Source organism: Vulcanisaeta distributa JCM 11216 (assembly GCF_001315985.1).
In the GTDB taxonomy this organism is placed as follows: domain Archaea; phylum Thermoproteota; class Thermoprotei; order Thermoproteales; family Thermocladiaceae; genus Vulcanisaeta; species Vulcanisaeta distributa_E.
On the sequence record NZ_BBBI01000016.1, the window covers coordinates 1 to 26,355 of the forward strand.

The following is a 26,355-nucleotide window of genomic DNA, read 5'->3' on the forward strand; positions in this document are numbered from 1 at the left end:
AAGGATTTCATAGAGGCCGCCAATGAGGCGAAGAGGATTGTCGAGACTGTGACCAAGGAGGAGATCGAGCAGACAAAACAAAGAATAAAGCAATTAAGGTGATGAGGATGGCCGTGGCTAACCCCCCCACACTTAAGGAGGAATTACTTAAGTTTGAACCCACGGCATCGTTGTGCTACCAATGTGGTACATGCACCACGGTTTGCCCTATGACCGAGTTCGGGTTAAATACTAGGCTTGTTATGAAATTGGCGAACCTGGGTATCATAGATGATTGGTTGCGTAAGGTCGTGTGGCTCTGCACCGGCTGCGGCCTATGCCAGGAGAGTTGCCCAAATGAAATTAGGATACCAAACGTAATTAGGTTCGTCAGGCTGAAAATACTTGAGGGCAGGAAAGGTAAATAGTGTTTGGCTATATATTGAATAATTGTGTGGTTTATAATTAATTTCTTTTAAAAGTTGGCGTGCCAATTTATGTAGCCTGGGCCAGTATCGATTAAGTTTTATTGACTTCATGGTATTAATGATCATGCGTGATAGCCCGTTGCACATGAGGTTTTCTACAGCGGACTAATTTTGTTGTTATAAATCCCTAAAAATCTATAAAATTGTTTATAACCATGAGTAAAATGATAGTAATCACATGAATGGTGGGAATTACGAAATAGTATTCTTCGGTAGAGGAGGCCAGGGTGCAGTAACCGCCGCGCAGGTAATGGCATTAGCAGCTGTTAGTAGGGGTCTGTATGCGTTGGCTTACCCTGAATTTGGGCCAGAAAGGAGGGGGGCACCCGTCAGGTCCTACCTAGTCATATCTACGGAGCCCATTGAAGTTCGAGAGCCCATCGAGGAGCCGAACATATCCGTGGTCTTTGGCCCAGACTTACTAAGGGTTAACCCGGATATACCGGAGAGGACTAGGGATTACATAGTAATTAATTCAAGACGCTTCGAAACCATTGAACCCTACCTAAGGGGCTTTAGGGGCGGTGTTGTGCATATAGATGCATATGACTTATCAACTAAGCACTTGGGCAAGGCCATTGTGAACACGGCAATGCTTGGTGCCCTGTTGAAGGTCTTTGATGCCTTAACCGTGGACGACATTACCAATGCAGTATTGAAGACATTCGGTGGTAGATTGGGTAAGGTGAACGCTGAGTTGGTTAGGGTTGCCTATAACGAGGCACGGGTGATCAAATGAGCACGGGCGCCTGGACCCCCCCAAAGACTACTAAGTTAATGGGCTGGAGAGAACTACCGGCAATTGGAGGATACATAATGGAGCCAATGAGCACAACTAAAAACACCACTGGTTCTTGGAGGACTGAGAGGCCTGTTATTGATCAGGATGCGTGCATTAGGTGCAGGACCTGCTGGATGTATTGTCCAGAGCCGGCAATACTTGAGCTTGATAAGCCGTATGTCACGAAAGATGGTCGGAGGTATGACTTGACCTACGAGATTGATTATGACCACTGCAAGGGCTGCGGAATATGCGCCCACGAATGCCCAACCAAGGCAATAAAGATGGTACCCGAGGGTGCTGAGGAATGAGCCTAATAACCATTGAACCAAGGATTAAGAGGGGGGGTATCATTAGGGATAGGGTCGCCATCACGTCAAATTACGCCGCCGCATACGCCGCTAAGGATGTGGAGGTCGACGTCGTGGCTGCATACCCAATAACGCCTCAAACCCCAGCCGTTGAGAAGGTGGCCGAGTTCATAGCAAATGGCGAGTTAAGCGCTGAGTACATACCGGTGGAGTCTGAGCACAGTGCCTTATCGGCATTAATAGGTGCCTCGGCGGCCGGCGCTAGGACGTTCACGGCTACCTCAAGCCAAGGACTCTTCTACATGTTCGAACTACTCTACATAGCGTCTGGCTTAAGGCTTCCAATAGTCATGGCTTTGGCCACGAGGGCCGCCTCAGCACCCATATGCATACACGGCGATTACCAGGACTTGGCCGCGGTTAGGGATTCGGGGGGGTGGATAGTCATGATTGCTTCTTCGGCTCAGGAGGTTTATGATTCGATAATCATGGCGTATAGGATCGCGGAAGATAGCAGGGTTCTCCTGCCAGTCATGGTGTCCTACGACGGATTCCTAATGAGCCACACCACAGAACCAGTGGAGTTGTATGACCTGGATGCCATAAGGAGATTCGCACCAAAGAAGATAGATAGGCCAATACTGGATAGCAGGAGACCAATAACGATGGGCGTGATGGCAGTGCCTGATTGGTACTACGAAATTAAGTACCAAGTAATTGATGCAATGCATAACTCGATGGGTGTTATCAAGGAGGTTCACGATGAATTCAATAAGACCTTTGGTAGGAATTATAGGTTAATTGAGGAGTATAGAATCGATGATGCGGACTACGTGGTGATAACCTACGGCGGCATCTGGGGTAATACTAAGAGGGCTGTCGATATTGCTAGGAAGAATGGCATTAAGGCTGGTGCCCTGAAACTCAGGTTATTTAGGCCGTTTCCAACCGATGACCTGGTGAGGATTGTCGAGGGGGTTAGGGCAATAGCCGTTATTGATAGGGCGGTTAGCCAGGAGCACCAATAGAGGGGCCAGTGGCTACTGAGGTGGCCACTGCATTGAAGTCCAGGGGTGTGGATACGCCTGTTATCTCAGTAGTCCATGGACTTGGGCAGAGGACCGTGTTTTCGAGGGATATTAACGAGTTAATAAGGATATTAAGCACGGGTGAATTAACAAACTTAGCAAGGAACACGATATACATGGGGGGGGTGAGGGAGTACGGCAACCAAGGTTAAGCTTGCCAAGTCCTTCTTTGACATACCCAGGGAGGAGTACTTCGCTCCAGGGCATACCGCATGCCCAGCCTGTGGCGCCACCTTAGCCGCCAGGTTAATACTCAAGGCGTCGGGGGGGCCCGACGTGATCATAGTGAACCCAACGGGTTGCCTTGAGGTCACAACAACCATATACCCATACACGTCATGGGGAGTACCGTACATACACGTGGCCTTTGAGAACGCAGGTGCCGTTGCATCGGGTATAGAGGCCGCCATAAAGGCCCTTAATAAGAATGGCTTATTGAAGAGGAATACCAGGGTTATAGCCATTGCTGGTGATGGTGGTACTTATGATATTGGTTTGCAGGCCTTGAGTGGTATGCTTGAGCGTGGTCACGGCGTCCTATACGTACTCTACGATAATGAGGCGTACATGAACACAGGAATACAAAGAAGCGGAGGAACGCCTAAATTCGCGAAGACAACCACAATGCCCGCTGGAACGGTCATTAGAGGTAAGATTCAGAAGAAGAAGGATATAATGAGTATTGTGATGGCTCATCATATACCATACGCAGCCACAGCGAATGTTGCTTACCCCCCCATTGATTTAGTTAATAAAGTTAGGAAGGCGCTGTCGTATCTCGAGGAGGGGCCTGCCTTCATACACGTACTGGCACCATGCCCACCAGGCTGGGGGGGATTCCCTGACGAGAAAATGATTGAGATTGCGAGACTAGCCACAGAAACAGGGTACTTCCCACTGTACGAGTGGGACCGTGATAGATTAATCATAAATCCACCAAGCGATATGTACATGGATAAGAGATTACGTAAGCCATTGAGGGAGTTCGTTAAGGCTCAGTCCAGGTGGTCCCACGTGACTGATGAAGAGATTAAGGAACTTGAGAAGGATATCGAGGACTTCCTCAACTACCTATGGCGTTTATCAATAGGCTCTGGAGTACCCACGCCATATGCCTAACCATATCTACAGCGAGCTTGACCTTAGGTAAATGCGGGATCGCCCTTCCGCATTAAATCCTCTACGTGGTTCGGCATCCTTAGGTAATCTTATGTTCACCTTTATCCTAGCTAGGTTCTTAGCCATATCTTCCGCAAGCTGGAAGTCATGCAGCGCAGCCTTGCCATGTATATATCCTCCGGCTTCAGGTGAACCGGCGCCGTGGATCGACTCTACTAAGTAACCAGCACTTATGCCTGCGTTCTCGAGAAATTTAAGCATCTTGAGCCAGCCCTCAGCTGTAAACCTGGGCACGCCCTACAGGTACTTCTCTTAATACTCAGCATTTAGTAATTGATTGAGGAACCAATTAATGGTGAGCAGAGTCGTTATAAAAACACAGTAAGTAATTAATCGCCCTCTACTTTGCGAACCTAAGTAATACTGCCCATAGTCAAGTTGCGGCTGAGGTCGCGCCATAATATAAAACCTAGGTGTGAAATGATTGTGATTATTCATAACCTCTGTATTATGAGGTAAACCATATAAATACTATATATTGAAGAAAAACAATGGGCCTAACACTCACTGAGAAAATACTCAATAGAGCATCAGGCAAATCCGTAAGCCCTGGTGATGTAGTTGAGATTAACGTTGACCTGGCGGCATTTCATGACCTAACTGGTTATCACGTGGTTGAGGTAATGGAAAAAATGGGCACAATTAGGGTTTGGGATGTTAATAAATTCGTACTAGCCTTCGACCACCTATCTCCACCACCCACGGAGAGAGCTGCCGAGATACAGGTTGGACTTAGGAAGTTTGCAAAAATGGCAGGTGTTAAGTTCTTCCATGATGTTGGCGATGGCATATTACATCAATTACTCCTCGATCATTATGCACTCCCTGGGCAGGTTGTCATGGCTGCCGACAGCCACACGACGACGGTCGGCGCCGTGGGTGCCTTCGCACAGGGGGGGCTTGGAGCCAGTGATGTGGCTGCGATAGTGATTACTGGTAAGACGTGGCTTATGGTCCCTGAACCATTTAGGATTAGGATACTCGGTAAACCGGGCCCCCCCGGGGTTTATGGCAAGGACGTTGCATTGCACCTACTCAGCGTATTTAGGGCCGAGGGACTTAATGGAAAGTCCGCTGAGTTTGTCGTTGAGGAACCAGGGGGGGCATTCCCAATGGATTATAGGGCCACCGTGTCCAACATGGGCATAGAACTCGGCCTCGACGCAGCCATGTTCGCACCAGACAGCGAGACTGTAAGGCACATTAAGGAGAAGAGAGGCATTGAGATTAAGCCAGTAACACCGGATCCAAATGCCAAGTATGTCGATAGTTATGACGTGGAACTGAACAAACTCGAGCCCCCCCTCGTAGCCGCGCCACATAGTGTTGATAATGTTAAGTCAATTAGTGAGGTTGAGGGCTTAGACGTGGATTACGTGTTCATAGGCTCATGCACAAATGGTAGGCTTAGCGATATTGAGGTTGCGGCTAAGATACTGAGGAATGGCAAGGTGAGGAGCAGGTGCGTGGCAATACCCGCCTCGCGCGAGATCTACATAAGGGCTATGGAGCTAGGTTACATAGATACACTTGTGAGAGCTGGCTGCGTGGTGACGTATGGCACCTGCGGCCCATGCCTTGGCGGGCACTTCGGCCTAGTCGGCCCTGGGGGGGAGGTGGCCGTGTCCACGGGCAGTAGGAACTTTAGGGGGGGCAGGATGGGTTCGCCTGAGGGCAAAGTTTACCTGGCAAATGCGGCTGTAGCCGCTGCGGCTGCATTGAATGGTAAGTTCGTTGATCCTAGGAAGTACCTTACGTAAATTAGGATTTATTAACTATAAAATTTTAATAAGATAATGTGGGCAGCACTAGGGTTAGGGGGGGTAGGATTGGGCATATTTACATTATTAGGCGTAGAATTGGGCATATATGGGTGATTAACCGTGGCGATAAGAGTGAGGGTAAGGCTGAGGGTGAAGGAGCGAGAGGTGATCACAACAGCGCTCGTTAATACAGGCTTTGAGACTGAGAGACCTCAGGTACTGGTACCGCTTAATTTAGCTATGCGATATAACGGCATCACAGACAACATCGCGGGTCTCCTTATCGTCGGTTACCACGGTTATTTGCACTGAATTCGGTACAACGTACTCCCTGATAGGCCCACCGGCCGTGTCCAGTTCAATTAGGTACGCATTATCTGGTGGTGGCCATAATGATAAGGCCCTATTGAGGAGGAGGTGATAATTAACGATAAGTTATCGGAGGAGTTAGGTATTGTTATTCTAGCTGCGGGTAGTGGTAAGTGGAGGTTCGCGGATGATGATGCCGGTAAGGTTAGGTATTCAGAACCTCCTCAGTATTGGTGATTAATTAGGAATAATGGTAAAGTCGTAATCACAATCATCCTCATTCAACTCTTACACCCCCCCATTTTCCTCATTATCCTCATACCCATTAATAATCCCAACTCCATTACAACTCGTTATCGGTGGTCCCACTTAAGGTTTTATGGACCACTCAATTGATGTGATGCGCTTTACGGATTTAAACCCCCCCCTTGATGTACTACGTGACTTTATGTACTCAAGCAAGCCACCACTAATTAGTATTTCAAGGGCCATGCCCGTTATTGGCCTAGCCCTCAGCAACTTCTGCCCATTATTAATAATAACCTCGCCTGTACTCACGTTAACCCTCACGAAATCACCCTCATTCACCTCCTTACTGGCCCCCCCCGGCACCACTAGTACAGGTAGGCCATTGTTAATTGCGTTTCTGTAAAATATCCTGGCGAAGGACTCAGCCAATACAGCCTTAACGCCAGCCGCCTTTAAAGCAATTGCCGCCTGCTCACGGCTTGAACCCATACCAAAGCCTCTACCAGCGACGAGAATAACCCCCTTGCTAGCCTTCTCGAAGAAGTTCGGTATTAATGGCTCCATCGCGTGCCTGGCTAGTACTGATGGGTCGGTATATACGAGGTACTTGGCAGGTATTATCACGTCAGTATCGATATTATCACCAACCTTAATTACCGGGCCCTCAACAATAAATTCTCTGGACCCCCCCACAATTTAACTGTGCTTTAACGGGCCTATTTAAGCTTTATATCCCATGAATATTTATAATTAGAGCATTGTTAGGTAGACCGAAAAATAGATAATAAAATACTAATAATATGACTAGGGGGGGATGGGGCCTCGCATTATTAATGGCCCTGGCAGTAATAACCGCATCATCGCTGTTCCTCGGGGATAAATACATTAAAATAATAATAAATAACAAGTAAGTGGCTTACGCCTTAACCAGGTTTATCTAATAACCTAGCCATGTATGTGGTTCATCATGTAGTTAATGGAATAAATAATAATGGTATGCAATTAATGTTTATGCGAACTCACTGCGGTTTGGGCAAATAAACCCGCACTCTGCATTATGTACCTTTTATTTTCTTAATTAATTTCTATTTCTAATAATTAATCAATTAATGCGGTCTTAATATATTATTGTTATTGAGGTAATGCTTATATATACTTGATATAACCTGTGCTTAGTATGGGTGGTGAACAAATCCGCGAGGGTTGAGGTCCTGGATACAACGCTTAGGGATGGGGGGGCTCAAATGACGGGTATATCGTTCACCCTAAACGATAAGGTTAGGATTGCTTTAATGCTTGATGACCTCGGCGTTGACTATATAGAGGGTGGTTGGCCAGGTAGTAATCCTAAGGATGCCGAGTTCTTTAAGGTAATGAGGAATTACTCACTGAGTCATGCCAAATTGGCCGCCTTTGGTATGACGAGGAGGAAGGGCATTAACGCTAGGGATGACCCTAATCTAGCGGCTATACTGGATTCTGGTGTTGATGTTGCAGTTTTGGTCGGTAAGTCCTGGATACTTCATGTTAGGGAGGTCCTTAGGGTTAGTCCTGAGGATAACCTGGACATGGTCTATGATAGTATTCGTTACCTTAAGGATCACGGCTTAACCGTGATCTTTGACGCAGAGCACTTTTACCAGGGGGGGTTTAAGGAGGATGCAGACTACGCACTTAGGGTTGTTAAGACCGCTGAGGAAGCCGGAGCCAGCGTGGTTGTTCTCGCAGACACGAACGGCGCATGATGCCCCCCCACGAGATCTATGAAATAACGGGTAAGGTTGTGAAGGATTTGAGAGTTACGGTAGGCGTTCACATGCATAATGACTCAGGTTGTGCTGTGGCCAACACAATAATGGGAGTATTAGCTGGCGTTCGCCATGTTCAGGGAACCATTAATGGGCTCGGCGAGAGGACAGGTAATGCAGATTTAGTCCAAGTAATACCAAACCTAGTGCTTAAGCTAGGTTTTAAGGTGCTTAGAGACCTCAACGACCTTAGGAAGTTGAAGGCGATATCCAGGTTTGTTTATGAGGCAGCAGGTCTGAACCCAAACCCATATCAACCATACGTGGGTGACTACGCCTTCTCCCATAAAGCTGGTCTACATGTCGATGGCGTCTCTAAGGTAACGAAGGCCTACGAACATGTAGACCCGGAGCTTGTCGGTAACACGAGGAGGTTCGTAGTCTCTGAACTCGCTGGTTCATCGAACATACTAATGTACCTAAGGGAATTGGGATTTGACGTGGGTAAGGATGACCCAAGGCTTAGACAGGCATTGGAGAAGATAAAGGAACTAGAGAATAGGGGCTACAGCTTTGACTTAGCGCCGGCGTCGGCCATACTCATTGCCCTCAGGGAAATGGGGGGGCTTTTCAGGGATGTGCTGAGGGTTGATTATTGGAAGGTGATTAGTGATGATGACATGCACGTGGCCATGGTTAAGGTAAATGGCGAGTTAGGTGTTGCCGAGGGTGTTGGGCCTGTACATGCAATTGATAAGGCGTTGAGAAGCGTGGCTTCGAGGTTATTCCCTGAACTTAATAATGTGGTGCTCACGGACTATAGGGTCATACTCCCCGGCGAGGTTAAGAATACAGAGAGTGTGGTTAGGGTGCTTATGGAGTTTAGTGATGGTAAGGTTAAGTGGAGGACTGTGGGTGTTTCGACAAGCATAATCACAGCGAGCATTGAGGCGCTGGTTGATGGGCTTAATTACATTTTAATGATTAAGCATTATGTAAGGTAAATAATATATAATGAGTGAGGCTATTACTTAATATTCCCTGCTCTATATATTGTTGTTGCTATTTATACTATGGTAATTGGTATATACTATATCCGAGACAGTAAATTTTAAATATGTGTTATGTTCGTGCCTATATAGAGGTGACCCGATGGAAATGGAAACCCTGTATTAGAACAGGGGGGGATAAGGATTTCAAAGGTGGGTGGTTCCCTGTTAACGGGCGGTAATGTCCTCAGTGTAATAGGTAGGGTTGTTGGTAGGGACTACTCAGGTAATAAGTTAGTGCTTGTGGTTTCAGCAATGAAGGGGGTTACGGACTTATTAATAAGGGCCTTTGATAATCATGACCCTAACGCACTAGATGAGGCATTATCTATTTACATGAACGAGGCACTAAACCTAGGCTTCAATAAGCTTGTTTCTTCCCTGGAACTGATCCGTGAGGATTTGCGTAGGTTCATAAGCCTGGGTGATCCCTGGATTAGGGATTATGTGATTGTCCATGGAGAATTACTATCAACATTGCTTGTTGAGAGAGTGCTCAATGACTCACTTGGTTTTAAAGCCAAGGCCGTATATGAACCAGGCATAGTCACCGACGGTAACTGGGGGGGCTTTGCATCGGTGGATCACGAGTCAAGCAGTAAGAATGTGGTTGGGAAGTTGGGTAATATGCTTAGTAAGTATGATGTTATCGTGGTCCCAGGCTTCCTTGGTATCACCAATGACGGTAGGTACACATCCCTTGGTAGGGGGGGTGGTAGTGATTATACGGCATCGCTACTCGCGAGTTACCTAGGTGCGTCACGGTTAACCTTCTACACGGATAGCGGTGGTATACTCAGCGGTGATCCAAGGATCATAAATGACCCAGTACTCCTTAGGGAGGTTGGTTATGATGAGGCTTATACAGCATCGTTACTTGGCGCCAAGAAATTCCACCCAAGGACCTTCGAACCATTACTAAAAAGTAGGGTCTTAACCATCATAACGGATCCCTGGCGCGAGGATGGTACGTACGTAGTAAATAACTGCACGTTATCACCCAAATTAATAGCCCTTAATGAAGTCGGTAAGGGCATATTCAAGGTCTCTGTGATCGGTTGTAGAATTTCCCAAATAGATCACTTAAGAAGTGAGGCCTATAAGATAATCACGTCATATGATACGGAGGGTGTTAAGGATGAACAACACGCGGTGTCGGCGTTATTAAATAATTGGGATGATGCAGTTTCATTGGCGAGGGAACTCCATAGGTGGGTGAGGGCATGGATCGCGTGAGGGTATCGATACTTGGGGGGGCCACGGGACTCGTTGGCCAATGGATGGTTAAGCTATTGGCTAATCATCCATTTATAGAGGTTGTTGGTTTATCAGCGTCCCCCTGGGAAGGTTGGTCGAAAGTACGGCGAGGTAGTCCATTGGTTCATAGCCGGTGACGTGCCTGAATACGCCAGAGATATCACGTTAGTATCCACGGACCCTTCAGACCATAAGTCAGCGGATGTTGTTCTTTCGGCATTACCAAACGACATTGCTTGGTCTGTGGAGAGCAAGTTATTGGATGCTGGGTTGAATGTGGTATCCAATGCATCGCCTGAGAGGATGAACCCAAGGATACCGTTGATAAACCCTGAGGTTAATTGGGAGCACCTAAGTATTCTCAGGGAGGTTAAGGGAAATTGGGTGATTAAGAACCCCCCCAATTGTACAGCAGCCATAATATCTATGCCGGTAAAACCTCTCCAGGATCTCATTGATTCAATGCACATTGTAACACTTCAATCAGTCTCGGGTGCGGGTTATCTTGGGCTATCCTACCTAGCCATTGACGGTAATGTAATACCCTTCATAAAGGGTGAGGAGGAGAAAATCGATGCGGAATTGAACAAAATACTCGGAAAACAATTCCCAGATAGGTTTGAGCCCTGGGGTAAGCCCGTGTACGTAACCACTACCAGGGTACCCGTTAAGTACGGGCACATGGCCGTAATACACGCCGTGCTAAACAAGGACGTGGACACCGAATATGTAATCAACAGGTTAAGTAGGTTTAAGTCACTACCCCAGGAGAGGGAGTTACCCACAGCACCTAAGGAACCAATTAAGGTAATTAATAGGGTCGATGCGCCTCAACCGGCTAGGGATTTGGACCCAATGTCCGTAAGCGTGGGCAGAATATCGATTAAGAATAGGGTATTGAGACTCATAGCATTGGGCGATAACCTAGTCCGCGGTGCTGCCGGGATTACCATATTAACGGTAGAGACCATGAAGGCCCTAAACATACTTTAATTTAAAATACCGCACCATTATTAATTATGTACATTAGGTCCGTCAATACGGCTTGGGCAGTCTCTATTGGACCAGCCCCCCCAGGCCCTATTATCATTACATCACCCAGTGTGTCAGTGCTTATCCTCAGTGCATTTAGGTTCTCATTCACATGAGCCAGAATATCACTCCTTTCCAGTGGGATTGGTTTAACATAGGCGGTGTCCTTATCGGCATAGGCTATGAGCTTAACAACCTTATCCTTAAATGTCTCAATGTTTATGTCACGTATTCCCCCTGACCTCCATATTCTCAAGACTGTGTCTCCAACCAAACACCCTGGAGATGATTATGGACTTTAGAGCCGCGTCCCAACCATCAATGTCAAGCGACGGATCAGCCTCAGCGTAGCCCCTCTCCTGAGCCAGTCTCAAGGCATCATTGAAGCTCATGCCCTCGTACATCCTAGTGAGGATAAAGTTCGTGGTACCGTTTAGAATACCCATGAAGCGGCTAACCTTAATGCCAGGTAGTAAGTCAACTACGTTAAAGGACGGTGTGCCCGCCATTACCGTACCCTTAAACCTAACGATCTTATTAAACCTTCTACTAAGTTCCATTAACTCGTCGTAGTGAAAGGCCACTGGCCCTTGTTAGTTGTGATAACGTGTTTACCACTCTTAATTGCCGTCGATAAGTACGTAAATGCCGCTCGCCCCCTATCCCTAATGTTTAGGTCTGTGAATTCACAAACAATGTCGGCGCTGCTCTCCTCAATGAGCCTAGGAATTTCATCTACGCCTATTTTCCTGCCCAATAACTTACCACCACGTGCATCCTCCAAAACGCTGGGGCCAGGATTGATGATGTACCCACGTCTCCTATCAATTATCTCACTCACAGAAACATCAACACCAAGTAAGTCCCGCTTTAAATTCAGTAGCCTAAAGAACGCCTGGCCAACATTCCCAAAGCCAATTATCAATAACCTATACCTCCTCATACACCCATTGATGCCTTAATCTATAATTTATTTAAGAGCATTACCGAGGTTCATGCTCCTATTAATTTAATGGTAATGCTTAAATAACCTAAATAACAAAAATACCTGGGGATTGAAATGGAAACCCAAGCATGAACTTGAGTCTTCGTAAATACATCCTAAAGTGCCCAAGGTGTGGCTTTGAGACTGAGGCAAATCCATACGTAATGAGGTGTCCAAAATGTGGCGAGTTACTTGACACATTATTAATTACTGATAAGGTCAGGTTTAACTGGAATAATCTGCGGGGGGGTAGGGGGGGCGTATGGAGGTATAGGGAATTACTGCCTGAGGTGGGTAACGTGATTACCATGGGTGAGGGCGCAACACCATTAATTAAATTGAGGAGTTACAGCAATGCGTATGTCAAGTTTGAGGGTGCAAATCCAACGGGCTCATTTAAGGACAGAGGAATGACCGTCGGCGTCTCGCTGGCTCATCAATAGGCGTTAAGGGCATTATTGTGGCATCGACAGGCAATACGGCCGCGTCCGCAGCTGCCTATGCGGCTAAGGCAGGTCTTGAGTGCGTTGTGGTACTCCCCCCCAAGGGCGGTGTTGCCAGGGGGGGCAAGTTAGGGCAGGCGATGCTCCATGGTGCGAGGATTGCTGAGGTGCCTGGTACATTCGATGATGCTCTCGAGTACGTACTAGAGACCGTATTGGGCAGTGGGCGTGTTGAGAACGTTAATTACTACCCACTTAACTCAATAAATCCATGGAGACTGGAAGGTCAGAAGACAACCGCCTATGAGATTGTTGAGGAGATCGGCGTGCCTGATTACGTATTCGTACCCGTAGGCAATGGCGGTAATATATACGCTATTTGGAAGGGGGGGTTTAGGGAGTTAATGGAGCTTGGCGTGATCGATCATGTGCCGAGGATGATTGGAATCCAAGCCTCAGGGGGGCAGCACCGATGGTTAGGTATTGGAGGGGGGGCTTAGGTGAGGCAAAGATTGATAATCCAAGGACGATAGCCTCGGCAATAAGAATAGGCAAGCCCGTCAATTGGTTCAGGCTTATAGAGCCGTTAAGTACAGTAATGGCACGTTCATTGAGGTTAGTGATGATGAAATATTAATGGCCCAGAAAATACTTGGTAAGGAGGGCATCGGCGTCGAGCCGCCAGCGCAGCCTCATTGGCAGGTTACCTAAGGGCTCTAGGTGATGGATTGGTTGATGCTAAGGACAGGGTTGTGTTAATAGCCACGGGCCATGCACTTAAGGACCCCCCCGACATACTCCTAATGGGTAATAACGGTAATGTCATTAGTATATCATCAATGGATGAATTAAGGGCCTTAATCATTAGTGGAAACTTAAAGGATAATGCCAACTCAATTATCAATAAAAATTGATGCGGCAAATACGCGATAATCATGCTTAAGCAGTAACCTTAAGGCCTTTGGGGGGGTCTTAATTACGCATTAAATGATTTGATCATGCGTATTATCAATAATTAATACCCAGCTCAATACTCCTGTTGTAGCGTCAACCATTAAATTGAGGGGGTGCCTTGTCTTTCTCGTTAACACATTAATTTATATAGGATGATACCATAATATTTATAAGTTATTAACCTCATTAAAGGACGAATGCAATGGAGAAATGTATTGGCCCTTAATTTCTATGAGGAACCAAATGTGGGGGTTCAGGATTTATAGGCTTCATTTTAACGAGAATTTGTTCCTTCCACGTGAGTACTACGAGAAATTACTCAATGCACCTTTAGACCCTGACATGATTAGGTACTACACAGAACCGCTTAATCCCACATTTAACGAGGCACTGGCTAAATACCTTAATGTCAATGCTGACCATGTGTTTGCCGTGGCTGGCGGTGATGAAGGGCTGAGACTCCTCATGCAATTTGCACTACATGGATCTAAGAGAGCCCTCATTATAGAGCCCACTTACTCGATGCCTAGGATACTCGCAGAGTCCATGAGAATCGATGTTGACCAAGCCCTACTTAAGCCTGATACATATGATTTGGATATAGACAAGGTTGTGAAGATTGGGAATTCCTACGACGTCATTTACCTATGCAGCCCGAATAACCCAACGGGTAACTTATTCAGTAAGGAATCAATCGAGTACCTACTATCACGCGTTAGGTCTCTAGTGATAATTGACGAGGCTTATGCGGAATTCGCTAGATACAGCCTCATCGGTCTCGTTAGGGATTACGATAACCTGGCCATAGTGAGGACATTCTCCAAGGCATGGGGTCTCGCGGGCCTTAGGGTTGGTTACGTAGTTGCCTCGGACACGGTAATTAACGGGCTTAATAGACTATCGCTACCGCATAACATCCCATACCCATCAATGGCCCTGGTATTAAGGGCCCTGGAACTGAGGGATTATGTAGAGAGGAGTATTGACGAGATGATTAAGGTCAGGGAGTACATGATAAGGTCCCTAAGAGACCTGGACTTAAGGCCCTTATCCTCCGTAACTAATTTCGTGACCTTCCATGCCGGTAGTCCCAGCAGAACTGATAAGGTATATGATGGATTATTCAAGAGGGGGGGCTTCGTGATTAGGAACCTAGGTGGTAAGGTTCTTTGTGAAGATTGCCTTAGGGTCACGGTACCCCCAGCGCCTATCGCGGCAGAATTCATTAGGGCATTGGAAGAGACCCTCGATGGCTTGAGGGAGTAAGTAAGTTACGTAGATTAGTCAATAAACCATTTATTATTTTTAAGCCATGGTAATGCTTATATACCCTAAATATACACATTCCCTGATGTCACTGGAACATGCATAATGGCAATCCCGTCAAAGGGCCGTTTGGTACAGCCAACGATAAAGTTGCTTGAGGAGGTTGGTATCAAGTTGCAGGTTTATGATGATAGGGCGCTGATGATACCGACTAATTGGCCGGACTTAAACATAATTAGGGTTAGGCCTGAGGATATACCGTACATAGTCGAGTCCGGTGCCGCCGTGATGGGGATAACGGGGCTTGACTACGTTGTTGAGAGCCAATCCGGGGTTAAGATTATCGAGAGACTTGGCTTCGGTAGTGGCAAGATCGTGATCGCGGTGCCAAGGACGTCGAGCATAAACGGCATTGATGATATTAAGGACGGGATAAGGATCGCCACTAAGTACGTTAACCTAACGACAAGTTACTTTAGGAGAAATGGTAAGGATGTTAGGATAGTCAGGATATCGGGCAGTGCCGAAATAATGCCTCTCCTGGGAGTAGCCGATGCAATAGTCGATGTAATGTCCACGGGAATAACATTGAGGATTCACGGACTAAGGCCGGTTGGAGTGATCATGGAGACCGAGGCCGTGCTAATAACCAACAACTCAGGGCTTAAGGGCTGTAATGATGTTATGGAGAAGTTCCTCCTACTGCTCCGTGGCGTTAAATCCTCAACAAATAAGAAACTTATCCTGATGAATGTACCCACGGAATCCCTGGCTAAGGTACTATCCATATTACCGGCCATGGAGGGACCCACGGTTGCGGACATAGCAAACAAACCGTTTAAGGAGGTAATTAGTGTGGTTCCTGAAGATGAATTGCCGGGCCTACTCGTTAAACTGAGGAATGCGGGCGCCAAGGACATCCTAGTCATGGGCATCGAGAAGGTGATAACCTAGTGTTTATCATACCATCAATCGACATAAGCGGGGGGGGCTACGTGGTAAAGAGGGTCAGGGGGGGGATGAGAGGTACTGAGTTGGTTAGGCTTAGTATTGATGATGCCATTAAATTAACTAGGGACTTCGGCTTCGTCCACGTCGTGGACTTGGACGGCGCCGAGAGAGGTGAATTAGTGAATATTAATTCCATAGCTAGGATAGGCCGTGAATTCAATGGCAAATGTGAAGTCGGCGGTGGTATTAGGACCGTGAATGCAGGCAGGGAAGCCCTAAAGTTCTGCAGTAGAGTTGTACTGGGGGGGACCGCAGCCGTCGAGAGGCCCTGGATAATCCATGAATTCATTAGGCGGCTTGGTTATGAGGCTGTTGCCGTATCAATAGATGTATTGGGCAGGACCGTGATGAGTAGGGGGGGTTGGGCAAGGCCTGTGGGCGAGCTGCCCAGGGTAATAAGCATGCTGCCCAGGGTGCATACATTAATATACACGGCAATTGATGTGGAGGGTACCGGCACGGGCCCCCCCTAGTCAACCAGGAAATAATTAACCTGCTGAGGAGCAAGTCCGATGAGGTGCTTTACGCGGGTGGGATATCAACATGCGACCACATTAAGCAGTTAAAGGATCTGGGGCTTGATGGGGGTTATCGTAGGCTACGCACTCTACGTGAGGGGTGTTAATTGTGAGGAGTAGTGGGGTTAGGCAGGCCGAAGTTAGGCGCGAGTCTAGGGAGACCAAGATCTACGTTAGTCTCACGTTGATGCCGGGTAGTATAAAGGTTTCAACACCCGTTAAATTCCTCAACCACATGCTGGAGACACTAATATTCTACATGAATGCATCGGCAGAGGTCATCGCTGAGGACCTGAGAGGCTTTGATGATCACCACGTGGTTGAGGATGTTTTCATAGCCTTGGGGACGGCCATCGATAGGGCACTGGGTGATAGGGTTGGCATTAGGAGGTTTGGCTGGTCCATGGTACCCATGGACGATGCCCTGGCATTAACGGCTGTGGACCTCGGCGGCAGGGCTTACTGGGTGTTTAGGGGGGGCTCATTTATTGGGGGGGAGAGGATTGGCGACCTAACTACACAGATGATACCGCACATAATTAGAACACTGGCAATACACTCCAGGGCAACAATACACGCAGAAATTAGGTGGGGGGGTGAGAATGACCACCATATGGCCGAGGCATTATTCAAGTCCCTGGGGGGGATGTCGATGGCCATGGCCATGGAATACATAGACAACACGGTGAGGAGTCTCAAGGGGGGGACCATGCAATGAGGCCGCTGGGCATCGTCAGGAGAATCATACCTTGCCTCGACGTAGACGCTGACGTGGTGGTTAAGGGCGTTAACTTCGAGGGACTTAGGGTAATGGGCGATCCTGTGGAGTTGGCAAGTAGGTATGAGGAGGAGGGTGCTGACGAGGTTTTCCTCCTGGACATAACGGCTACTATTGAGGGCAGGAAGACGTTCCTAAAGACCGTCAAGAATGTGGCCGGCGCAATAAATATACCATTGGGTGTCGGCGGTGGCATAAGGAGCCTTGAGGATGCTGATGCGGCCTTCAAGGCAGGGGGGGCCGACAAGGTTAGCGTAAATACGGCGGCAGTTAAGAACCCAGAATTGGTAACCATCCTTTCCAGGGAGTACGGCGCCCAATCAGTCGTTGTGGCCATTGACGTTAGGAAACGGGGGGGTGATTCATGGAGGGTATACGTGGAAGGCGGCAAGAGGGAGGTGAGACTTGATGGTGTTGAGTGGGCGAGGAGGCTGAGGAACTTGGCGCCGGTGAGTTGTTGGTAACGAGTATCGACGCAGACGGTACAAGGGCGGGCTATGACGTAAATCTCTATATGGCCATTTCTGAGGTAGTTAACGTACCCATCATTGCCAGCGGTGGTGCTGGCAGGGTTGAGCACTTCGCAGAGGTACTGAGGTACGTGGATGCGGCCCTGGCTGCAAGTGTCTTCCATATGGGATTGATAAACATTCAGAGACTTAAGGCATACCTAATGGAGGCAGGTATTAAGGTGAGGATTTAAGTTCACCCTGTTTGTCGACCCATTAAAAATTAATGAAGCGTGTACTTATCCTATGGCGTTGGATTTTAACTCACATAACTCCTAATTAGTACGCCATAACCGTGAATGCATCCCTTGACGTTTATAAAGGGAAGTAATACCTCGGCTCAGAGCGATGGGGGGGATTTAAAATAGAGCCCAGCGCGGGTCTTCCTGATGACCCGGGATAGACAAAGGCAATTAATTAATGATTCAATCAATGAAATGATGAATGAGGCCTTCGACATAGTTCTATACGGCAAAATGGGCCTCATAAGCAAAAACGAGGCGTGCGATGCACTGTGGGAATTACTAACAAACATAAATTATGAAATAAGGAATTGTAACCGAGTAAGAATTAAGGCGTTAATGAATTAATCGCAGATAACTCTTTGAACTAAGAGAGCTTAGTTAAACATGATTAACTAGTTCTTTTTCGGAATAAATTAAGGACTTTTTAATATTCAATGAATAAGTCTTAAATAATTTCTATTTAGTTGTATATCGATGGTTTGGTTGTTGTTTTGGGTTGTTTGGGATAGGCCTGGTATTATTAATGAGTTGTCTTCGGTTATGCTTAGTTATGGTGTTAATGTTAGGAATATTATTGGTAATTCTAGGGCTTTGATGGTTGATGTTGATGGTGATGTGGGTTCGTTGATTCCGAGGCTTGGTTCTATTGGTGGTCTTGAGTTTCTCGGTGTTATTAATGGGCCTATCGTACCCCCCCTCACCTTCTCCCAGAGGCATTTCATAGCGGCCATTAAGAATGTGCTGGCTCAAATGGGTACTCAGCATGTGGAGAGGGTGCTGTACAGGCTTGGTTATGAGTACGCCAGGGTGTTGGCTAGTGAGATACCTCTTGGTGACCCACTAACCACGGTTAGGACATACCTAAGCACAGCCACAGCATACAACAGACTAACCTTCAAAAAACTGGAGGTTAAGGGTGAGGAGTTGATTGTGGAATTCGAAAACCCATTCGACGAAGAACTAAACACAGCACTAACACAGGGATACATACACGGACTAACAAACACAGCACTAGCGAAACTGCACACGGTCAGAATAAACAAAGTGAATAACGCGTACATAAGCATTGCAAGGCCCTATGATCAAGGCAATACCATAGTATAAGCCCTAGCCTATTCTTTGAATGCAATGTTCAGTACTTTATCGTTTATTTTGCAGGTTTTAATTTTTATTTTATCAATAATAATCAACCCTTCTTTGTTAACTCAATGGATTAATTTTTATTTAAAACTGAATGAGAAATAATAAAATGCCCACTCCAAAACCCATTGATGAACTACCCTACAAGATTAAGGTCTACATAAACAATCAAGTCCTAATACCAGCTAAACTCGTTAAAGCCTTAGGCCTTGAACAGGCTAAGTACGTAGATATAGTAATGAGATACGGTGAAAAAGGGATAATTGAACTAAGGAACGTTAGATTATTAAGGACCAAAAACACGGCATCAAGGCAATTTACCATACCTAGGGATATTAGAATAAAGTATGGAATAAAACCCCCTGGATCCAATTGAAATATTAACCATCATACCAAAACAAGTAAAAGAGGAATTAAAGTTAGGATATGAACATAAGGGCTAAGGTGGATTAAATATTGCGGAATTCGGTTGAGGCATCCTCAACCTCATTACGACGTAGGCGTAGGCTTGTTATGTCGCCTAGGTCGAAGCATGAGCGGGTACCCAAGTGGCATGCATTGCCAACCTGGTAAACGAGTAGGAGTACGGCATCTCCATCGCAGTCAACCCTGAAGTTCACCAAATATTGGTAATGGCCGCTGGTCTCACCCTTAAGCCAAAGCTTTTTCCTAGTCAGTGACCAGTAGTGAACCATGCCTGTAGTCAGTGTTTTTATGACCGCCTCCCTATTCATACTTGCGACCATGAGCACGTCCTTCGTCTCGTAGTCCTGGGTCACGGCTATCACGGTATTGTCAACGTGCCTATACCACAGGGAATCAGCAATCCTCCTGGCCTCCTCCTCACTGAGCCTAAGCACTTTAATGTTGTCCGGTGGATTAATCATCACTCTTACCGAGGCACCCTGACTATTTAGTTTTTCTGTATGGGGGGGCATAATTAATATAAAACATATATAGACTTAAGCAATGATGGTCTGCCAATTCCTGGATGAGCTGCAGAGTATAATCGATGATAGGATTAAGCATGGAGACTCCAGTAGCTACACCCGTAGGCTGGCCAGTGGTGGTGTGGACTTGATTAGTAAGAAGGTTGGTGAGGAGGCTGTGGAGGTCGTGGTAGCCGCCATGAGGGGTGATAAGGACTGGGTGGTTAGGGAAACGGCGGACCTAGTGTATCACTTACTTGTCCTCCTCAGGTTCATGGGTATTAAATTCGATGATGTGTGTGAGGAGTTAACCAATAGGCACATGGCGAGGGTTGGTTCCAATGGTTAGGGTTGGTATCATAAACTACGGCGTAGGTAACCTGGGCAGCCTAATCAATGCGTTTAGGAGAGTTGGTTCTGAGCTGTAATTGTTAATGAACCTGGCGAGATTATGAACGTGAACGCTATAGTGCTCCCGGGCGTTGGTTCCTTTGATGCTGCCATGTCTAGGCTTGATAGATTTAAGGATGCGCTGACGGGGGTTAGGGGGTTCAACTCCAATACTTGGTATTTGCCTTGGGCTTCAGGTAATGTTTGAGGCCAGTGACGAGGGCTCATTGGGTGGCTTATCATGGTATCCAGGACGGGTCAGTAGACTTAGGGGGGCCCTAGGGTACCGCACATTGGTTGGGACCTTGTGAAAGCAGTGAAACCCTGCGAATTACTTAACGATGATGGGTACTTCTACTTCATGCATAGTTACGCCGTAATTAACCCAAGCAATGAAGTACCGTACTCAGGAATCACGCATTACGGAGGCGATAACATACTCAGCGTGCTGTGCGATGAGGTGGCCTTGACGTTTGGTGTTCAATTCCACCCAGAAAAGAGTTCCAGGAATGGCCTGGGGGGGGTATTACGACGATTTATCGAGCTCACCCGTAAGTAGCCACTCCGTTATCGACTTAGCGTGATTACTAAAGCCCTCCCGTACCGCCAACGAGGCACCATGCCTAGCCAAGTCGCTTACCAAGTCCCTATTGATGGCTTTAACGTAGACCACGGGCTTAAGGAAATCATAAACCGAGAGGGCGCCCCTCCATCTGGCAGAGGATTCCGTGGGCAATACATGGCTTGGGCCGGCAATGTAATCAATCATTGCGGAGGGTGTCGAAATCGATACAGCACCCGCATTCCTAATGCCATTAACTAGGTTCTCTAAACCCCACAGCGTCACATGCTCAGGCGCCAACTCATTGATTAAGTCCACGCAATCCCCAGGCCCATCAACAAGTGTTGATAGGTAATTCAGGCCGCTGAGCCTTGACTCAATGGCATCTAGGTACTTCTCATCCCATGTGATTATCACGGCAATCGCCGAGCCATGCTCAAGCTGGGCCATGACATCCAGGGCAACGATGCCTGGGTCAACCGACGGATCAGCGCAGACCACAAGCTCGGTCGGGCCCTCAATACCGTCGATACCCACGTATTGCGAGACCAGGTATTTAGCTGCCTGCACATAGGCGTTGCCTGGGCCGACAATCTTGTCGACCTTTGGAATTGACCTCGTCCCAAAGGCCATGGCAGCAATGGCCTGTGGACCACCTACCCTGAACACCCTGGCATTTAGCTTAAGCGCCACGTAGGCTATCTCCGGGCTTACACTACCGTCCTTATTTGGCGGTGTTGTCACTACCAACTCCTCCACACCCGCCACCTTGGCTATGACACCCGTCATTATGAGCGTCGAGAAGTAACCCCCCCTAGGCACGTAAATCCCAACCCTCCTAATCGGCACCCACCTAACCCCCCCCTAATTAATCCACAACACTCCTCCTCGAAATCACTGGGCATTAACCTACGGTTAAAGTCCTCCACCGACCTGTAAGCCGCATCTATGGCCTTCGCAATATCCTTATCAACCCCCCCTAACGCAAACCCCCCCCTTAATTCATTTACGTCAACCTCGATGCCCGCAAGCATAACGCCATCGAACCTCTCAGTATACGCGATCACAGCCTCATCACCCTTGGCCTTAACGTCCTCCACAATGGCCTTAACGGCATCTATGTACCTATCCAAGGTTCTCATCTTCCTAAACTCACTGAGGAGCAACTCCCTACTTAACCTCAGGGGGGGAGACACCCATAAGCGCTTAAATACATGCTTTTAAGCATGTCAGTGGCCATGATAATCATCGACGTACCACTTCACATTACGAGTATTTGGTTGCCAATGTACAGGAATGACCCAATAAGTACGGGCTCGCTGGGCTGCGGCGTTGTCATAAGGCCTGGGTTGAGACTTACAGTTAAGCCAGCGGCCAGCCCTGTTAAGTATGGCATTAACCACGTGGATTTGGCGCTTAAGGAGTTGGGCGTTAATGCAGAGATTAATTACTCATCACCCGTACAGCTGGGCGTTGGTTATGGAATGAGCGCTGCACTTGCACTAGGCACAGCCCTGGGCGCTGCCGTGATTGCGCGTAAGCCGTTAATAAAGGCGGCCCAGGTTGCTCATGTAATTGAGGTGAGGCTTGGTACTGGGCTTGGTGACGTAATCGCTGAGTACTACGGAGGGGGCATTGAGCTTAGGCTAAGGCTGGCGCCCCCCCTGGTATTGGGGTCGTCGATAGGATCCCATACCCACAGGATTTAACTATTGTCACCGCCGACCTGGGTAAATACTCAACGAGTGAGATGCTTCGTGAATTGAGGGATAGATTGGCAATACTGGGTGATAAATACATAAGTGAATTAATCAACGAGCCGACTTATGAAAAGTTCATGGAAGTAAGCACGGCATTCTCTAGGGAGGTCGGCTTCCTAACTAGGGACCTTGAGGGTGGGGGGGTGAAGCCGTGCATGCGCTACGCCGATGCCTACTACGTTAAGAAGAGGGTTTTGGTATTCCTAACGCGTAAGGACGAGACTGAGACCTTAATTAATTGTTTAAGGACCGTTGGTTATGAGCCGAGGATTTTTGAGCCGTCGAATGAGGGCGTTAGGGTGGTAATCGATAAGGGTAATATGCCATAAAGATAATATTAAGTAGTGCAGTGAAGAAGTATACTGTTATTGACCTGTAATGATTAATGAGCTGCTGGTTTCGATGTTTGGATTAATAATTACTATAAGAGGTTTCAGTAGATTTATAAGAAGTTTGAGGAGGTCGATAGGAGGTTTGAGGAAATTGAGAAGAGAATCACAAACTTTGCTGGCTCCGTTAAGTCGGCCACCGTGGCCATGAACTCCATGGTCATCGAGTTCCTAGGCGTTAAGGGATTGGTAAGCCCTGGTGAGGTGTCATTCCTAGTGAACGAGGTTGCTAGGTTATCCCAGTCAATGAGGCCTAACCCAATCACTAAGGAGGAACTTGAGTACATAAGGTCTGTTTTCTCTAAGGGTGATATTGATAAGATAAGCGTTAAGGAGCTTGAGAGGGTTGCGGAGATTGCCAAGCGTTGATGGTGGGAGGACGGCTCGGAGGTAGCTATAAGATTTTTCTCTACACATGGATATTAAGGGCATTCAAACTATATGTGAAGAGGGTGGATGATGAGGTAGCGCTAAAACCTTCAATTACTCAGGTGGTATTTCCATATACGTTAGGGTTAGTGGTACCCCCCCTCCCTCCTTCTAATGTATGAGACTACCGTGAATATCGCTAGGCCTATTACGAATATTGCCGATGACTCGGCAAGCAACTGAAGTGGGTTACCAGTGATTGATAGGTAGTACTGTGATTGCGTTAGCCAGTAGTAGGCGAATATTGATAGGACAGCTAGGTATATAACGTCTAGGGCAACTAAGGCTCTCCTATCCACGTTCAATTTCGTGACGCCCCCCCTGGCATGCATTACCAATGCCAGCAGCATTGATGCCATGAAGGTGAACACCAACAGTACCAGTGCGTCTAGGTTTATTGCGTATAGTAGCGCCGTGCTTAACGGTGTTAGGACGAGTATGTACATTAGGGTCACGGTAATTACCAAGTCGACCAGGTGAGCCACGACTGGCGAGTGCGTCCTCAGGCTCACGTAGGAGAACGCCCTTGGGAGAACCCTATCCATGGAGAAGGCAAGTAGGTACCTCGATATTTGAATAATGACACCGGTCACAGGCGCTATGTACCAAAGGACTGATGAGTACGCCAATGCAATGGCTACTGGCGTGTGTATTAGGGCTAGGTCAGCGCCGGGGTTAACAAGTACGTAGCCGTTATCCACTCCGTAGGCATTCATATAGCTCGCACCAATGAAGAACCTCAAGCCAAAGCCCTTGAGAAATGCCGTAATGAATAACGCGAAGAATAAGCCACCAAGCGCGAACATGCCAATAACACCAAGAAGTGCTGTTAACCTATCTCTCTTAATCTCGCCACCTATGGTTACTGGGTAATTCACGTAGGCCCAGACTGCCGTGGTGAAGGCGGCCATACCGAGTAAACCGTATAGTCCACCAGTTACTGACACCTTATTAGCCTCATTCAGGGCCTTTAGATATTCAATACCAAGTGAACTCTCGATTATGCCCCGCGGTAGTAATAATACATAGACCGCAGATGCTACGAATGTTGCCAGGGCAGCCAGGGACATGACCGCGAACATTGTTAACCCAGCCCTAGCTGAAACTACATTAACCATAATTAATACAATGATTAGAATTACGGCCAGTATGAACTCATTCCTTGGGTTAAGTACAACATTTGCCAATGGGTTATTCAACGCCTGCATTACGGTGCCCAACTGAACTATGGCGAAGTATACAAGGACTGCGTCATAGAGCATTTCGCCCACGGTGAAGTTGAACCAAGCCGCAAAGCCAATGGGTGGGTTTAGCCTTGAGAAGTATACGTAGTCGCCGGCTGTCCTTGGGTACTGCCTAGTTATGTAGTACCATATCAATGCCCCAGGTATGAACATTAGCCATGAAACCACCAAGCTATGTAAGCTATGGCTCCTGCACCGTATAGGTAAAGCCCAGCAAGGTAGACGAACGGTATAGTGAGGAAGCCATTATAACCTATACTCATCAATAACAGCCTAAATGACCCAACCTCCCTGACAAGGCCTGTGCTTTCCCTAACGAAGACACTCATGCTTAACACCACTTAGGAATGCCTCTACTGCATCACCCACCCTAACCCTGTGGCCAAGCTCGTTTAAGGCCTTGACCAGTGCTATGATGGCATTCGCCATCATGTTTAAGGATGCCGTGTACCCCCCCATATGCCCAATCCTAAGCACCTTACCCTTCAGTGGCCCCCCCATGAGCCGGCTATGAAGACCCCCCCGTACTTCCTCGCCGTTTCTATAACCTTAATGTCACTTAAGCCGTTAGGTACGTAGAATGCCGTGACGGTTGGACTCGAGAAAACCTCCGACTCAGGGACCAACCTTAAGTTCATGGCCTCGACAGCCCTAACCACGCCTTGAGCCACGGCCCTATGCCTCATATAGACGTTGTTCAAGCCCTCCTCACGAATCATTATAAGCGACTCAAGCAAGCCATTGATCAACGGCTCACTGTGGGTGTATGGAAACTCCATCTTCTCCACCACATCCCTCCACAATCTAATGTTTAAGTAGAACCCCCCCCTGTAATTGACCCTCTCCATGGCTTCCCAAGCCTCATCACTAACGGCAAGTATTGTTAGGCCGGACGGCAGGTTAAGCACCTTCTGGCTACCGCCAATGAGTATATCCACGCCCCCCCATTTAACATCAATCTCCACACCGCCAATTGATGAAACCGCATCAACGATTAGGAGCTTACCCTCGGACTTAACGGCCCTCGCCAACTCCTTAAGGCCGTTCAACGTTCCACTCGGCGTCTCGCAGTGAACCATCGTGACAACCCTCGCATCCCTAGCCTCACCCCCCCTGAGGAATGATATGACCTTATCTGGATCAAGTATCTTTGTATACTCAACCCTATGTATTATAGGGGGGGTCCCGCCATATGCCGTGACCAAATCCGCAAAGGCATCGCCGAATATGCCATTACTCAGTACGGCGACCTTATCACCACTTCTCACTAGGTTTGCTATGGCTGCCTCGAGACCGCTCATCGCCTCGCCAACCCAAATAATAATATTGCTCCTTTTGGTGCCAAGCATTTCCGCAAGCATTGACCTAGCCTCGTCATAACGTCTAAAGAATTCTGGGTCTAGGTCGGGGTTCGTGGTTCGCCTAGCCATGGCGAGCAGTATTCGGTGAGGTATCTCCGTAGGTCCTGGCGTCACTATTAATGTGTCCGTTACGAGCATTATCTAGCCTTGCTTAGGGCAGATTATATACTTAATTAAACGTTTAATAGTCAATTGGCTCGGAGAGATTA

General features: G+C 47.5%; 28 protein-coding genes and 8 pseudogenes. 26 read left to right on the plus strand and 10 right to left on the minus strand.

Translation table 11 applies throughout. The annotated features are described in order from the left end of the window. Positions 1 to 98 precede the first annotated feature (98 nt). The 5 genes and pseudogenes from JCM11216_RS11095 to JCM11216_RS11115 all read left to right on the plus strand — a co-directional run bounded on the left by JCM11216_RS11095 (position 99) and on the right by JCM11216_RS11115 (position 3,766). Positions 99 to 407: a 4Fe-4S dicluster domain-containing protein gene (locus tag JCM11216_RS11095; RefSeq protein WP_243676123.1), complete on the plus strand. Its 309-nt coding sequence runs from the start codon at positions 99 to 101 to the stop codon at positions 405 to 407. Between the two features lie 238 nt (positions 408 to 645). Beyond that, positions 646 to 1,206 carry a 2-oxoacid:acceptor oxidoreductase family protein gene (locus tag JCM11216_RS11100; protein WP_054854237.1) on the plus strand — a complete coding sequence of 187 codons (561 nt, stop codon included), beginning with the start codon at positions 646 to 648 and terminating at the stop codon, positions 1,204 to 1,206. Continuing rightward, positions 1,203 to 1,559: a 4Fe-4S binding protein gene (locus JCM11216_RS11105; protein ID WP_054854238.1), complete on the plus strand. Its 357-nt coding sequence runs from the start codon at positions 1,203 to 1,205 to the stop codon at positions 1,557 to 1,559. The genes JCM11216_RS11100 and JCM11216_RS11105 overlap by 4 nt, the downstream gene beginning before the upstream one ends. Further along, positions 1,556 to 2,799: pseudogene (locus JCM11216_RS11110) on the plus strand (ferredoxin oxidoreductase). Before JCM11216_RS11105 ends, JCM11216_RS11110 begins: the two are co-directional and overlap by 4 nt. Before the next feature lie 22 nt (positions 2,800 to 2,821). Continuing rightward, complete coding sequence (locus JCM11216_RS11115) at positions 2,822 to 3,766, plus strand: thiamine pyrophosphate-dependent enzyme (RefSeq protein ID WP_054854239.1); 945 nt, start codon at positions 2,822 to 2,824, stop codon at positions 3,764 to 3,766. A 6-nt stretch (positions 3,767 to 3,772) separates the two neighbouring features. On the opposite strand, the gene JCM11216_RS11120 is transcribed toward JCM11216_RS11115, so the two are convergent. Next, the gene (locus tag JCM11216_RS11120; protein ID WP_054854240.1) at positions 3,773 to 4,060 is read right to left on the minus strand and encodes a hypothetical protein; all 288 of its coding nucleotides are present in this window, start codon (positions 4,058 to 4,060) and stop codon (positions 3,773 to 3,775) included. A 257-nt stretch (positions 4,061 to 4,317) separates the two neighbouring features. Between JCM11216_RS11120 and JCM11216_RS11125 the strand changes: the two genes are divergently transcribed. Genes JCM11216_RS11125 through JCM11216_RS19275 form a run of 3 tightly spaced genes read left to right on the plus strand, consistent with a single transcriptional unit; the run spans position 4,318 to position 5,901 of the window. Beyond that, positions 4,318 to 5,586, plus strand: coding sequence for a 3-isopropylmalate dehydratase large subunit (locus JCM11216_RS11125; protein WP_054854241.1), 1,269 nt, complete (start codon positions 4,318 to 4,320; stop codon positions 5,584 to 5,586). 38 nt (positions 5,587 to 5,624) lie between these two features. After that, positions 5,625 to 5,777: a hypothetical protein gene (locus JCM11216_RS19270; protein WP_243676124.1), complete on the plus strand. Its 153-nt coding sequence runs from the start codon at positions 5,625 to 5,627 to the stop codon at positions 5,775 to 5,777. Then, on the plus strand, positions 5,740 to 5,901 hold the full coding sequence (locus tag JCM11216_RS19275) for a hypothetical protein (RefSeq protein WP_243676125.1): 162 nt from the start codon (positions 5,740 to 5,742) through the stop codon (positions 5,899 to 5,901). Before JCM11216_RS19270 ends, JCM11216_RS19275 begins: the two co-directional genes overlap by 38 nt. 366 nt (positions 5,902 to 6,267) lie before the next feature. Here JCM11216_RS19275 and JCM11216_RS11130 read toward each other — a convergent pair whose 3' ends face one another. Beyond that, positions 6,268 to 6,840 (minus strand): 3-isopropylmalate dehydratase small subunit, encoded by a 573-nt coding sequence (locus JCM11216_RS11130; RefSeq protein ID WP_243676126.1) that lies wholly within the window; start codon positions 6,838 to 6,840, stop codon positions 6,268 to 6,270. A gap of 551 nt (positions 6,841 to 7,391) precedes the next feature. On the opposite strand from JCM11216_RS11130, the pseudogene cimA reads away from it, so the two are divergent. The 3 genes and pseudogenes from cimA (at position 7,392) to asd (ending at position 11,194) form a co-directional block, all read left to right on the plus strand. Next, positions 7,392 to 8,899 (plus strand): annotated as a pseudogene (cimA, locus tag JCM11216_RS11135) (citramalate synthase). A gap of 198 nt (positions 8,900 to 9,097) precedes the next feature. Then, positions 9,098 to 10,180, plus strand: a complete 1,083-nt coding sequence (locus JCM11216_RS11140) for an aspartate kinase (protein WP_243676127.1) — start codon at positions 9,098 to 9,100, stop codon at positions 10,178 to 10,180. Between the two features lie 44 nt (positions 10,181 to 10,224). Further along, positions 10,225 to 11,194, plus strand: a pseudogene (asd, locus tag JCM11216_RS11145) (aspartate-semialdehyde dehydrogenase). Between the two features lies 1 nt (position 11,195). Here asd and JCM11216_RS19280 read toward each other — a convergent pair. Both JCM11216_RS19280 and JCM11216_RS19285 read right to left on the minus strand, forming a co-directional pair. After that, positions 11,196 to 11,679, minus strand: a pseudogene (locus tag JCM11216_RS19280) (hypothetical protein). Positions 11,680 to 11,792: 113 nt separating this feature from the next. Then, on the minus strand, positions 11,793 to 12,176 hold the full coding sequence (locus JCM11216_RS19285) for a hypothetical protein (RefSeq protein WP_243676128.1): 384 nt from the start codon (positions 12,174 to 12,176) through the stop codon (positions 11,793 to 11,795). Between the two features lie 131 nt (positions 12,177 to 12,307). On the opposite strand from JCM11216_RS19285, the pseudogene thrC reads away from it, so the two are divergent. The 9 genes and pseudogenes from thrC to JCM11216_RS11195 all read left to right on the plus strand — a co-directional run bounded on the left by thrC (position 12,308) and on the right by JCM11216_RS11195 (position 19,525). Further along, a pseudogene (thrC, locus tag JCM11216_RS11155) lies at positions 12,308 to 13,575 on the plus strand (threonine synthase). Positions 13,576 to 13,846: 271 nt separating this feature from the next. Next, the gene (locus JCM11216_RS11160; protein WP_243676129.1) at positions 13,847 to 14,881 is read left to right on the plus strand and encodes a histidinol-phosphate transaminase; all 1,035 of its coding nucleotides are present in this window, start codon (positions 13,847 to 13,849) and stop codon (positions 14,879 to 14,881) included. Between the two features lie 105 nt (positions 14,882 to 14,986). Then, on the plus strand, positions 14,987 to 15,835 hold the full coding sequence (gene hisG / locus JCM11216_RS11165) for an ATP phosphoribosyltransferase (RefSeq protein ID WP_054854243.1): 849 nt from the start codon (positions 14,987 to 14,989) through the stop codon (positions 15,833 to 15,835). Further along, positions 15,835 to 16,365 (plus strand): HisA/HisF-related TIM barrel protein, encoded by a 531-nt coding sequence (locus tag JCM11216_RS11170; RefSeq protein WP_243676130.1) that lies wholly within the window; start codon positions 15,835 to 15,837, stop codon positions 16,363 to 16,365. The genes hisG and JCM11216_RS11170 overlap by 1 nt, the downstream gene beginning before the upstream one ends. 154 nt (positions 16,366 to 16,519) lie before the next feature. Continuing rightward, positions 16,520 to 17,128, plus strand: a complete 609-nt coding sequence (hisB, locus tag JCM11216_RS11175; RefSeq protein ID WP_243676131.1) for an imidazoleglycerol-phosphate dehydratase — start codon at positions 16,520 to 16,522, stop codon at positions 17,126 to 17,128. Beyond that, positions 17,125 to 17,891, plus strand: a pseudogene (gene hisF / locus JCM11216_RS11180) (imidazole glycerol phosphate synthase subunit HisF). The gene hisB and the pseudogene hisF overlap by 4 nt, the downstream one beginning before the upstream one ends. 195 nt (positions 17,892 to 18,086) lie before the next feature. After that, entirely contained in the window at positions 18,087 to 18,287 is a 201-nt protein-coding gene (locus JCM11216_RS11185) for a hypothetical protein (protein ID WP_054854245.1), read from the plus strand. Between the two features lie 129 nt (positions 18,288 to 18,416). Further along, positions 18,417 to 19,046, plus strand: coding sequence for a hypothetical protein (locus JCM11216_RS11190; protein ID WP_054854246.1), 630 nt, complete (start codon positions 18,417 to 18,419; stop codon positions 19,044 to 19,046). Between the two features lie 145 nt (positions 19,047 to 19,191). Beyond that, positions 19,192 to 19,525: pseudogene (locus JCM11216_RS11195) on the plus strand (AbrB/MazE/SpoVT family DNA-binding domain-containing protein). Positions 19,526 to 19,531: 6 nt separating this feature from the next. Here the strand turns inward: JCM11216_RS11195 and hisI are convergent. Beyond that, the gene (gene hisI, locus JCM11216_RS11200; RefSeq protein ID WP_054854257.1) at positions 19,532 to 19,969 is read right to left on the minus strand and encodes a phosphoribosyl-AMP cyclohydrolase; all 438 of its coding nucleotides are present in this window, start codon (positions 19,967 to 19,969) and stop codon (positions 19,532 to 19,534) included. A gap of 85 nt (positions 19,970 to 20,054) precedes the next feature. Here hisI and hisE point away from each other — a divergent pair, with 85 nt between their 5' ends. The 3 genes from hisE (at position 20,055) to JCM11216_RS19295 (ending at position 20,960) form a co-directional block, all read left to right on the plus strand. Further along, entirely contained in the window at positions 20,055 to 20,360 is a 306-nt protein-coding gene (gene hisE / locus JCM11216_RS11205; protein WP_054854258.1) for a phosphoribosyl-ATP diphosphatase, read from the plus strand. 102 nt (positions 20,361 to 20,462) lie between these two features. After that, on the plus strand, positions 20,463 to 20,609 hold the full coding sequence (locus JCM11216_RS19290; RefSeq protein WP_243676132.1) for a hypothetical protein: 147 nt from the start codon (positions 20,463 to 20,465) through the stop codon (positions 20,607 to 20,609). Positions 20,610 to 20,693: 84 nt separating this feature from the next. Then, complete coding sequence (locus tag JCM11216_RS19295) at positions 20,694 to 20,960, plus strand: hypothetical protein (RefSeq protein ID WP_243676158.1); 267 nt, start codon at positions 20,694 to 20,696, stop codon at positions 20,958 to 20,960. Here the strand turns inward: JCM11216_RS19295 and hisD are convergent. Continuing rightward, positions 20,928 to 22,105: pseudogene (gene hisD / locus JCM11216_RS11215) on the minus strand (histidinol dehydrogenase). The gene JCM11216_RS19295 and the pseudogene hisD overlap by 33 nt on opposite strands. Positions 22,106 to 22,189: 84 nt before the next feature. Between hisD and JCM11216_RS19300 the strand changes: the two are divergent. The 3 genes from JCM11216_RS19300 to JCM11216_RS11225 all read left to right on the plus strand — a co-directional run bounded on the left by JCM11216_RS19300 (position 22,190) and on the right by JCM11216_RS11225 (position 23,481). After that, complete coding sequence (locus JCM11216_RS19300; protein WP_243676133.1) at positions 22,190 to 22,672, plus strand: hypothetical protein; 483 nt, start codon at positions 22,190 to 22,192, stop codon at positions 22,670 to 22,672. 41 nt (positions 22,673 to 22,713) lie between these two features. Continuing rightward, positions 22,714 to 23,052, plus strand: a complete 339-nt coding sequence (locus JCM11216_RS19305; RefSeq protein ID WP_243676134.1) for a hypothetical protein — start codon at positions 22,714 to 22,716, stop codon at positions 23,050 to 23,052. A 207-nt stretch (positions 23,053 to 23,259) separates the two neighbouring features. Next, on the plus strand, positions 23,260 to 23,481 hold the full coding sequence (locus tag JCM11216_RS11225; RefSeq protein WP_243676135.1) for a hypothetical protein: 222 nt from the start codon (positions 23,260 to 23,262) through the stop codon (positions 23,479 to 23,481). Between the two features lie 146 nt (positions 23,482 to 23,627). Here the strand turns inward: JCM11216_RS11225 and JCM11216_RS11230 are convergent, their stop codons facing one another. From JCM11216_RS11230 to JCM11216_RS11240, 4 genes are read right to left on the minus strand one after another with little or no spacing between them, the layout of a single operon-like run. Further along, a complete protein-coding gene (locus JCM11216_RS11230; RefSeq protein WP_054854247.1) occupies positions 23,628 to 24,938 on the minus strand; it encodes a hypothetical protein in 1,311 nt (436 codons plus the stop codon). Beyond that, a complete protein-coding gene (locus JCM11216_RS19310) occupies positions 24,938 to 25,114 on the minus strand; it encodes a hypothetical protein (RefSeq protein WP_243676136.1) in 177 nt (58 codons plus the stop codon). Before JCM11216_RS19310 ends, JCM11216_RS11230 begins: the two co-directional genes overlap by 1 nt. Next, positions 25,098 to 25,286 (minus strand): hypothetical protein, encoded by a 189-nt coding sequence (locus JCM11216_RS11235; protein ID WP_054854248.1) that lies wholly within the window; start codon positions 25,284 to 25,286, stop codon positions 25,098 to 25,100. The genes JCM11216_RS19310 and JCM11216_RS11235 overlap by 17 nt, the downstream gene beginning before the upstream one ends. Continuing rightward, positions 25,271 to 26,284 carry an alanine--glyoxylate aminotransferase family protein gene (locus JCM11216_RS11240; RefSeq protein ID WP_054854249.1) on the minus strand — a complete coding sequence of 338 codons (1,014 nt, stop codon included), beginning with the start codon at positions 26,282 to 26,284 and terminating at the stop codon, positions 25,271 to 25,273. The genes JCM11216_RS11235 and JCM11216_RS11240 overlap by 16 nt, the downstream gene beginning before the upstream one ends. Between the last annotated feature and the right edge of the window lie 71 nt (positions 26,285 to 26,355).

Excerpts from the sequence above, each read along its gene's own strand:
- JCM11216_RS11100 (WP_054854237.1), top strand. The coding sequence starts at position 646 with ATGAATGGTGGGAATTACGAAATAGTATTCTTCGGTAGAGGAGGCCAG.
- JCM11216_RS11105 (WP_054854238.1), top strand. The coding sequence starts at position 1,203 with ATGAGCACGGGCGCCTGGACCCCCCCAAAGACTACTAAGTTAATGGGC.
- JCM11216_RS11125 (WP_054854241.1), top strand. The coding sequence starts at position 4,318 with ATGGGCCTAACACTCACTGAGAAAATACTCAATAGAGCATCAGGCAAA.
- JCM11216_RS19285 (WP_243676128.1), bottom strand. The coding sequence starts at position 12,176 with ATGAGGAGGTATAGGTTATTGATAATTGGCTTTGGGAATGTTGGCCAG.
- JCM11216_RS11160 (WP_243676129.1), top strand. The coding sequence starts at position 13,847 with ATGAGGAACCAAATGTGGGGGTTCAGGATTTATAGGCTTCATTTTAAC.
- hisG (WP_054854243.1), top strand. The coding sequence starts at position 14,987 with ATGGCAATCCCGTCAAAGGGCCGTTTGGTACAGCCAACGATAAAGTTG.
- JCM11216_RS11185 (WP_054854245.1), top strand. The coding sequence starts at position 18,087 with ATGACCCGGGATAGACAAAGGCAATTAATTAATGATTCAATCAATGAA.
- JCM11216_RS11190 (WP_054854246.1), top strand. The coding sequence starts at position 18,417 with ATGGTTTGGTTGTTGTTTTGGGTTGTTTGGGATAGGCCTGGTATTATT.
- hisI (WP_054854257.1), bottom strand. The coding sequence starts at position 19,969 with ATGATTAATCCACCGGACAACATTAAAGTGCTTAGGCTCAGTGAGGAG.
- hisE (WP_054854258.1), top strand. The coding sequence starts at position 20,055 with ATGGTCTGCCAATTCCTGGATGAGCTGCAGAGTATAATCGATGATAGG.
- JCM11216_RS19290 (WP_243676132.1), top strand. The coding sequence starts at position 20,463 with ATGAACGTGAACGCTATAGTGCTCCCGGGCGTTGGTTCCTTTGATGCT.
- JCM11216_RS19300 (WP_243676133.1), top strand. The coding sequence starts at position 22,190 with ATGTCAGTGGCCATGATAATCATCGACGTACCACTTCACATTACGAGT.
- JCM11216_RS19305 (WP_243676134.1), top strand. The coding sequence starts at position 22,714 with ATGCTTCGTGAATTGAGGGATAGATTGGCAATACTGGGTGATAAATAC.
- JCM11216_RS11225 (WP_243676135.1), top strand. The coding sequence starts at position 23,260 with ATGAACTCCATGGTCATCGAGTTCCTAGGCGTTAAGGGATTGGTAAGC.
- JCM11216_RS11230 (WP_054854247.1), bottom strand. The coding sequence starts at position 24,938 with ATGTTCATACCTGGGGCATTGATATGGTACTACATAACTAGGCAGTAC.
- JCM11216_RS19310 (WP_243676136.1), bottom strand. The coding sequence starts at position 25,114 with ATGAGTGTCTTCGTTAGGGAAAGCACAGGCCTTGTCAGGGAGGTTGGG.
- JCM11216_RS11235 (WP_054854248.1), bottom strand. The coding sequence starts at position 25,286 with ATGGGGGGGCCACTGAAGGGTAAGGTGCTTAGGATTGGGCATATGGGG.
- JCM11216_RS11240 (WP_054854249.1), bottom strand. The coding sequence starts at position 26,284 with ATGCTCGTAACGGACACATTAATAGTGACGCCAGGACCTACGGAGATA.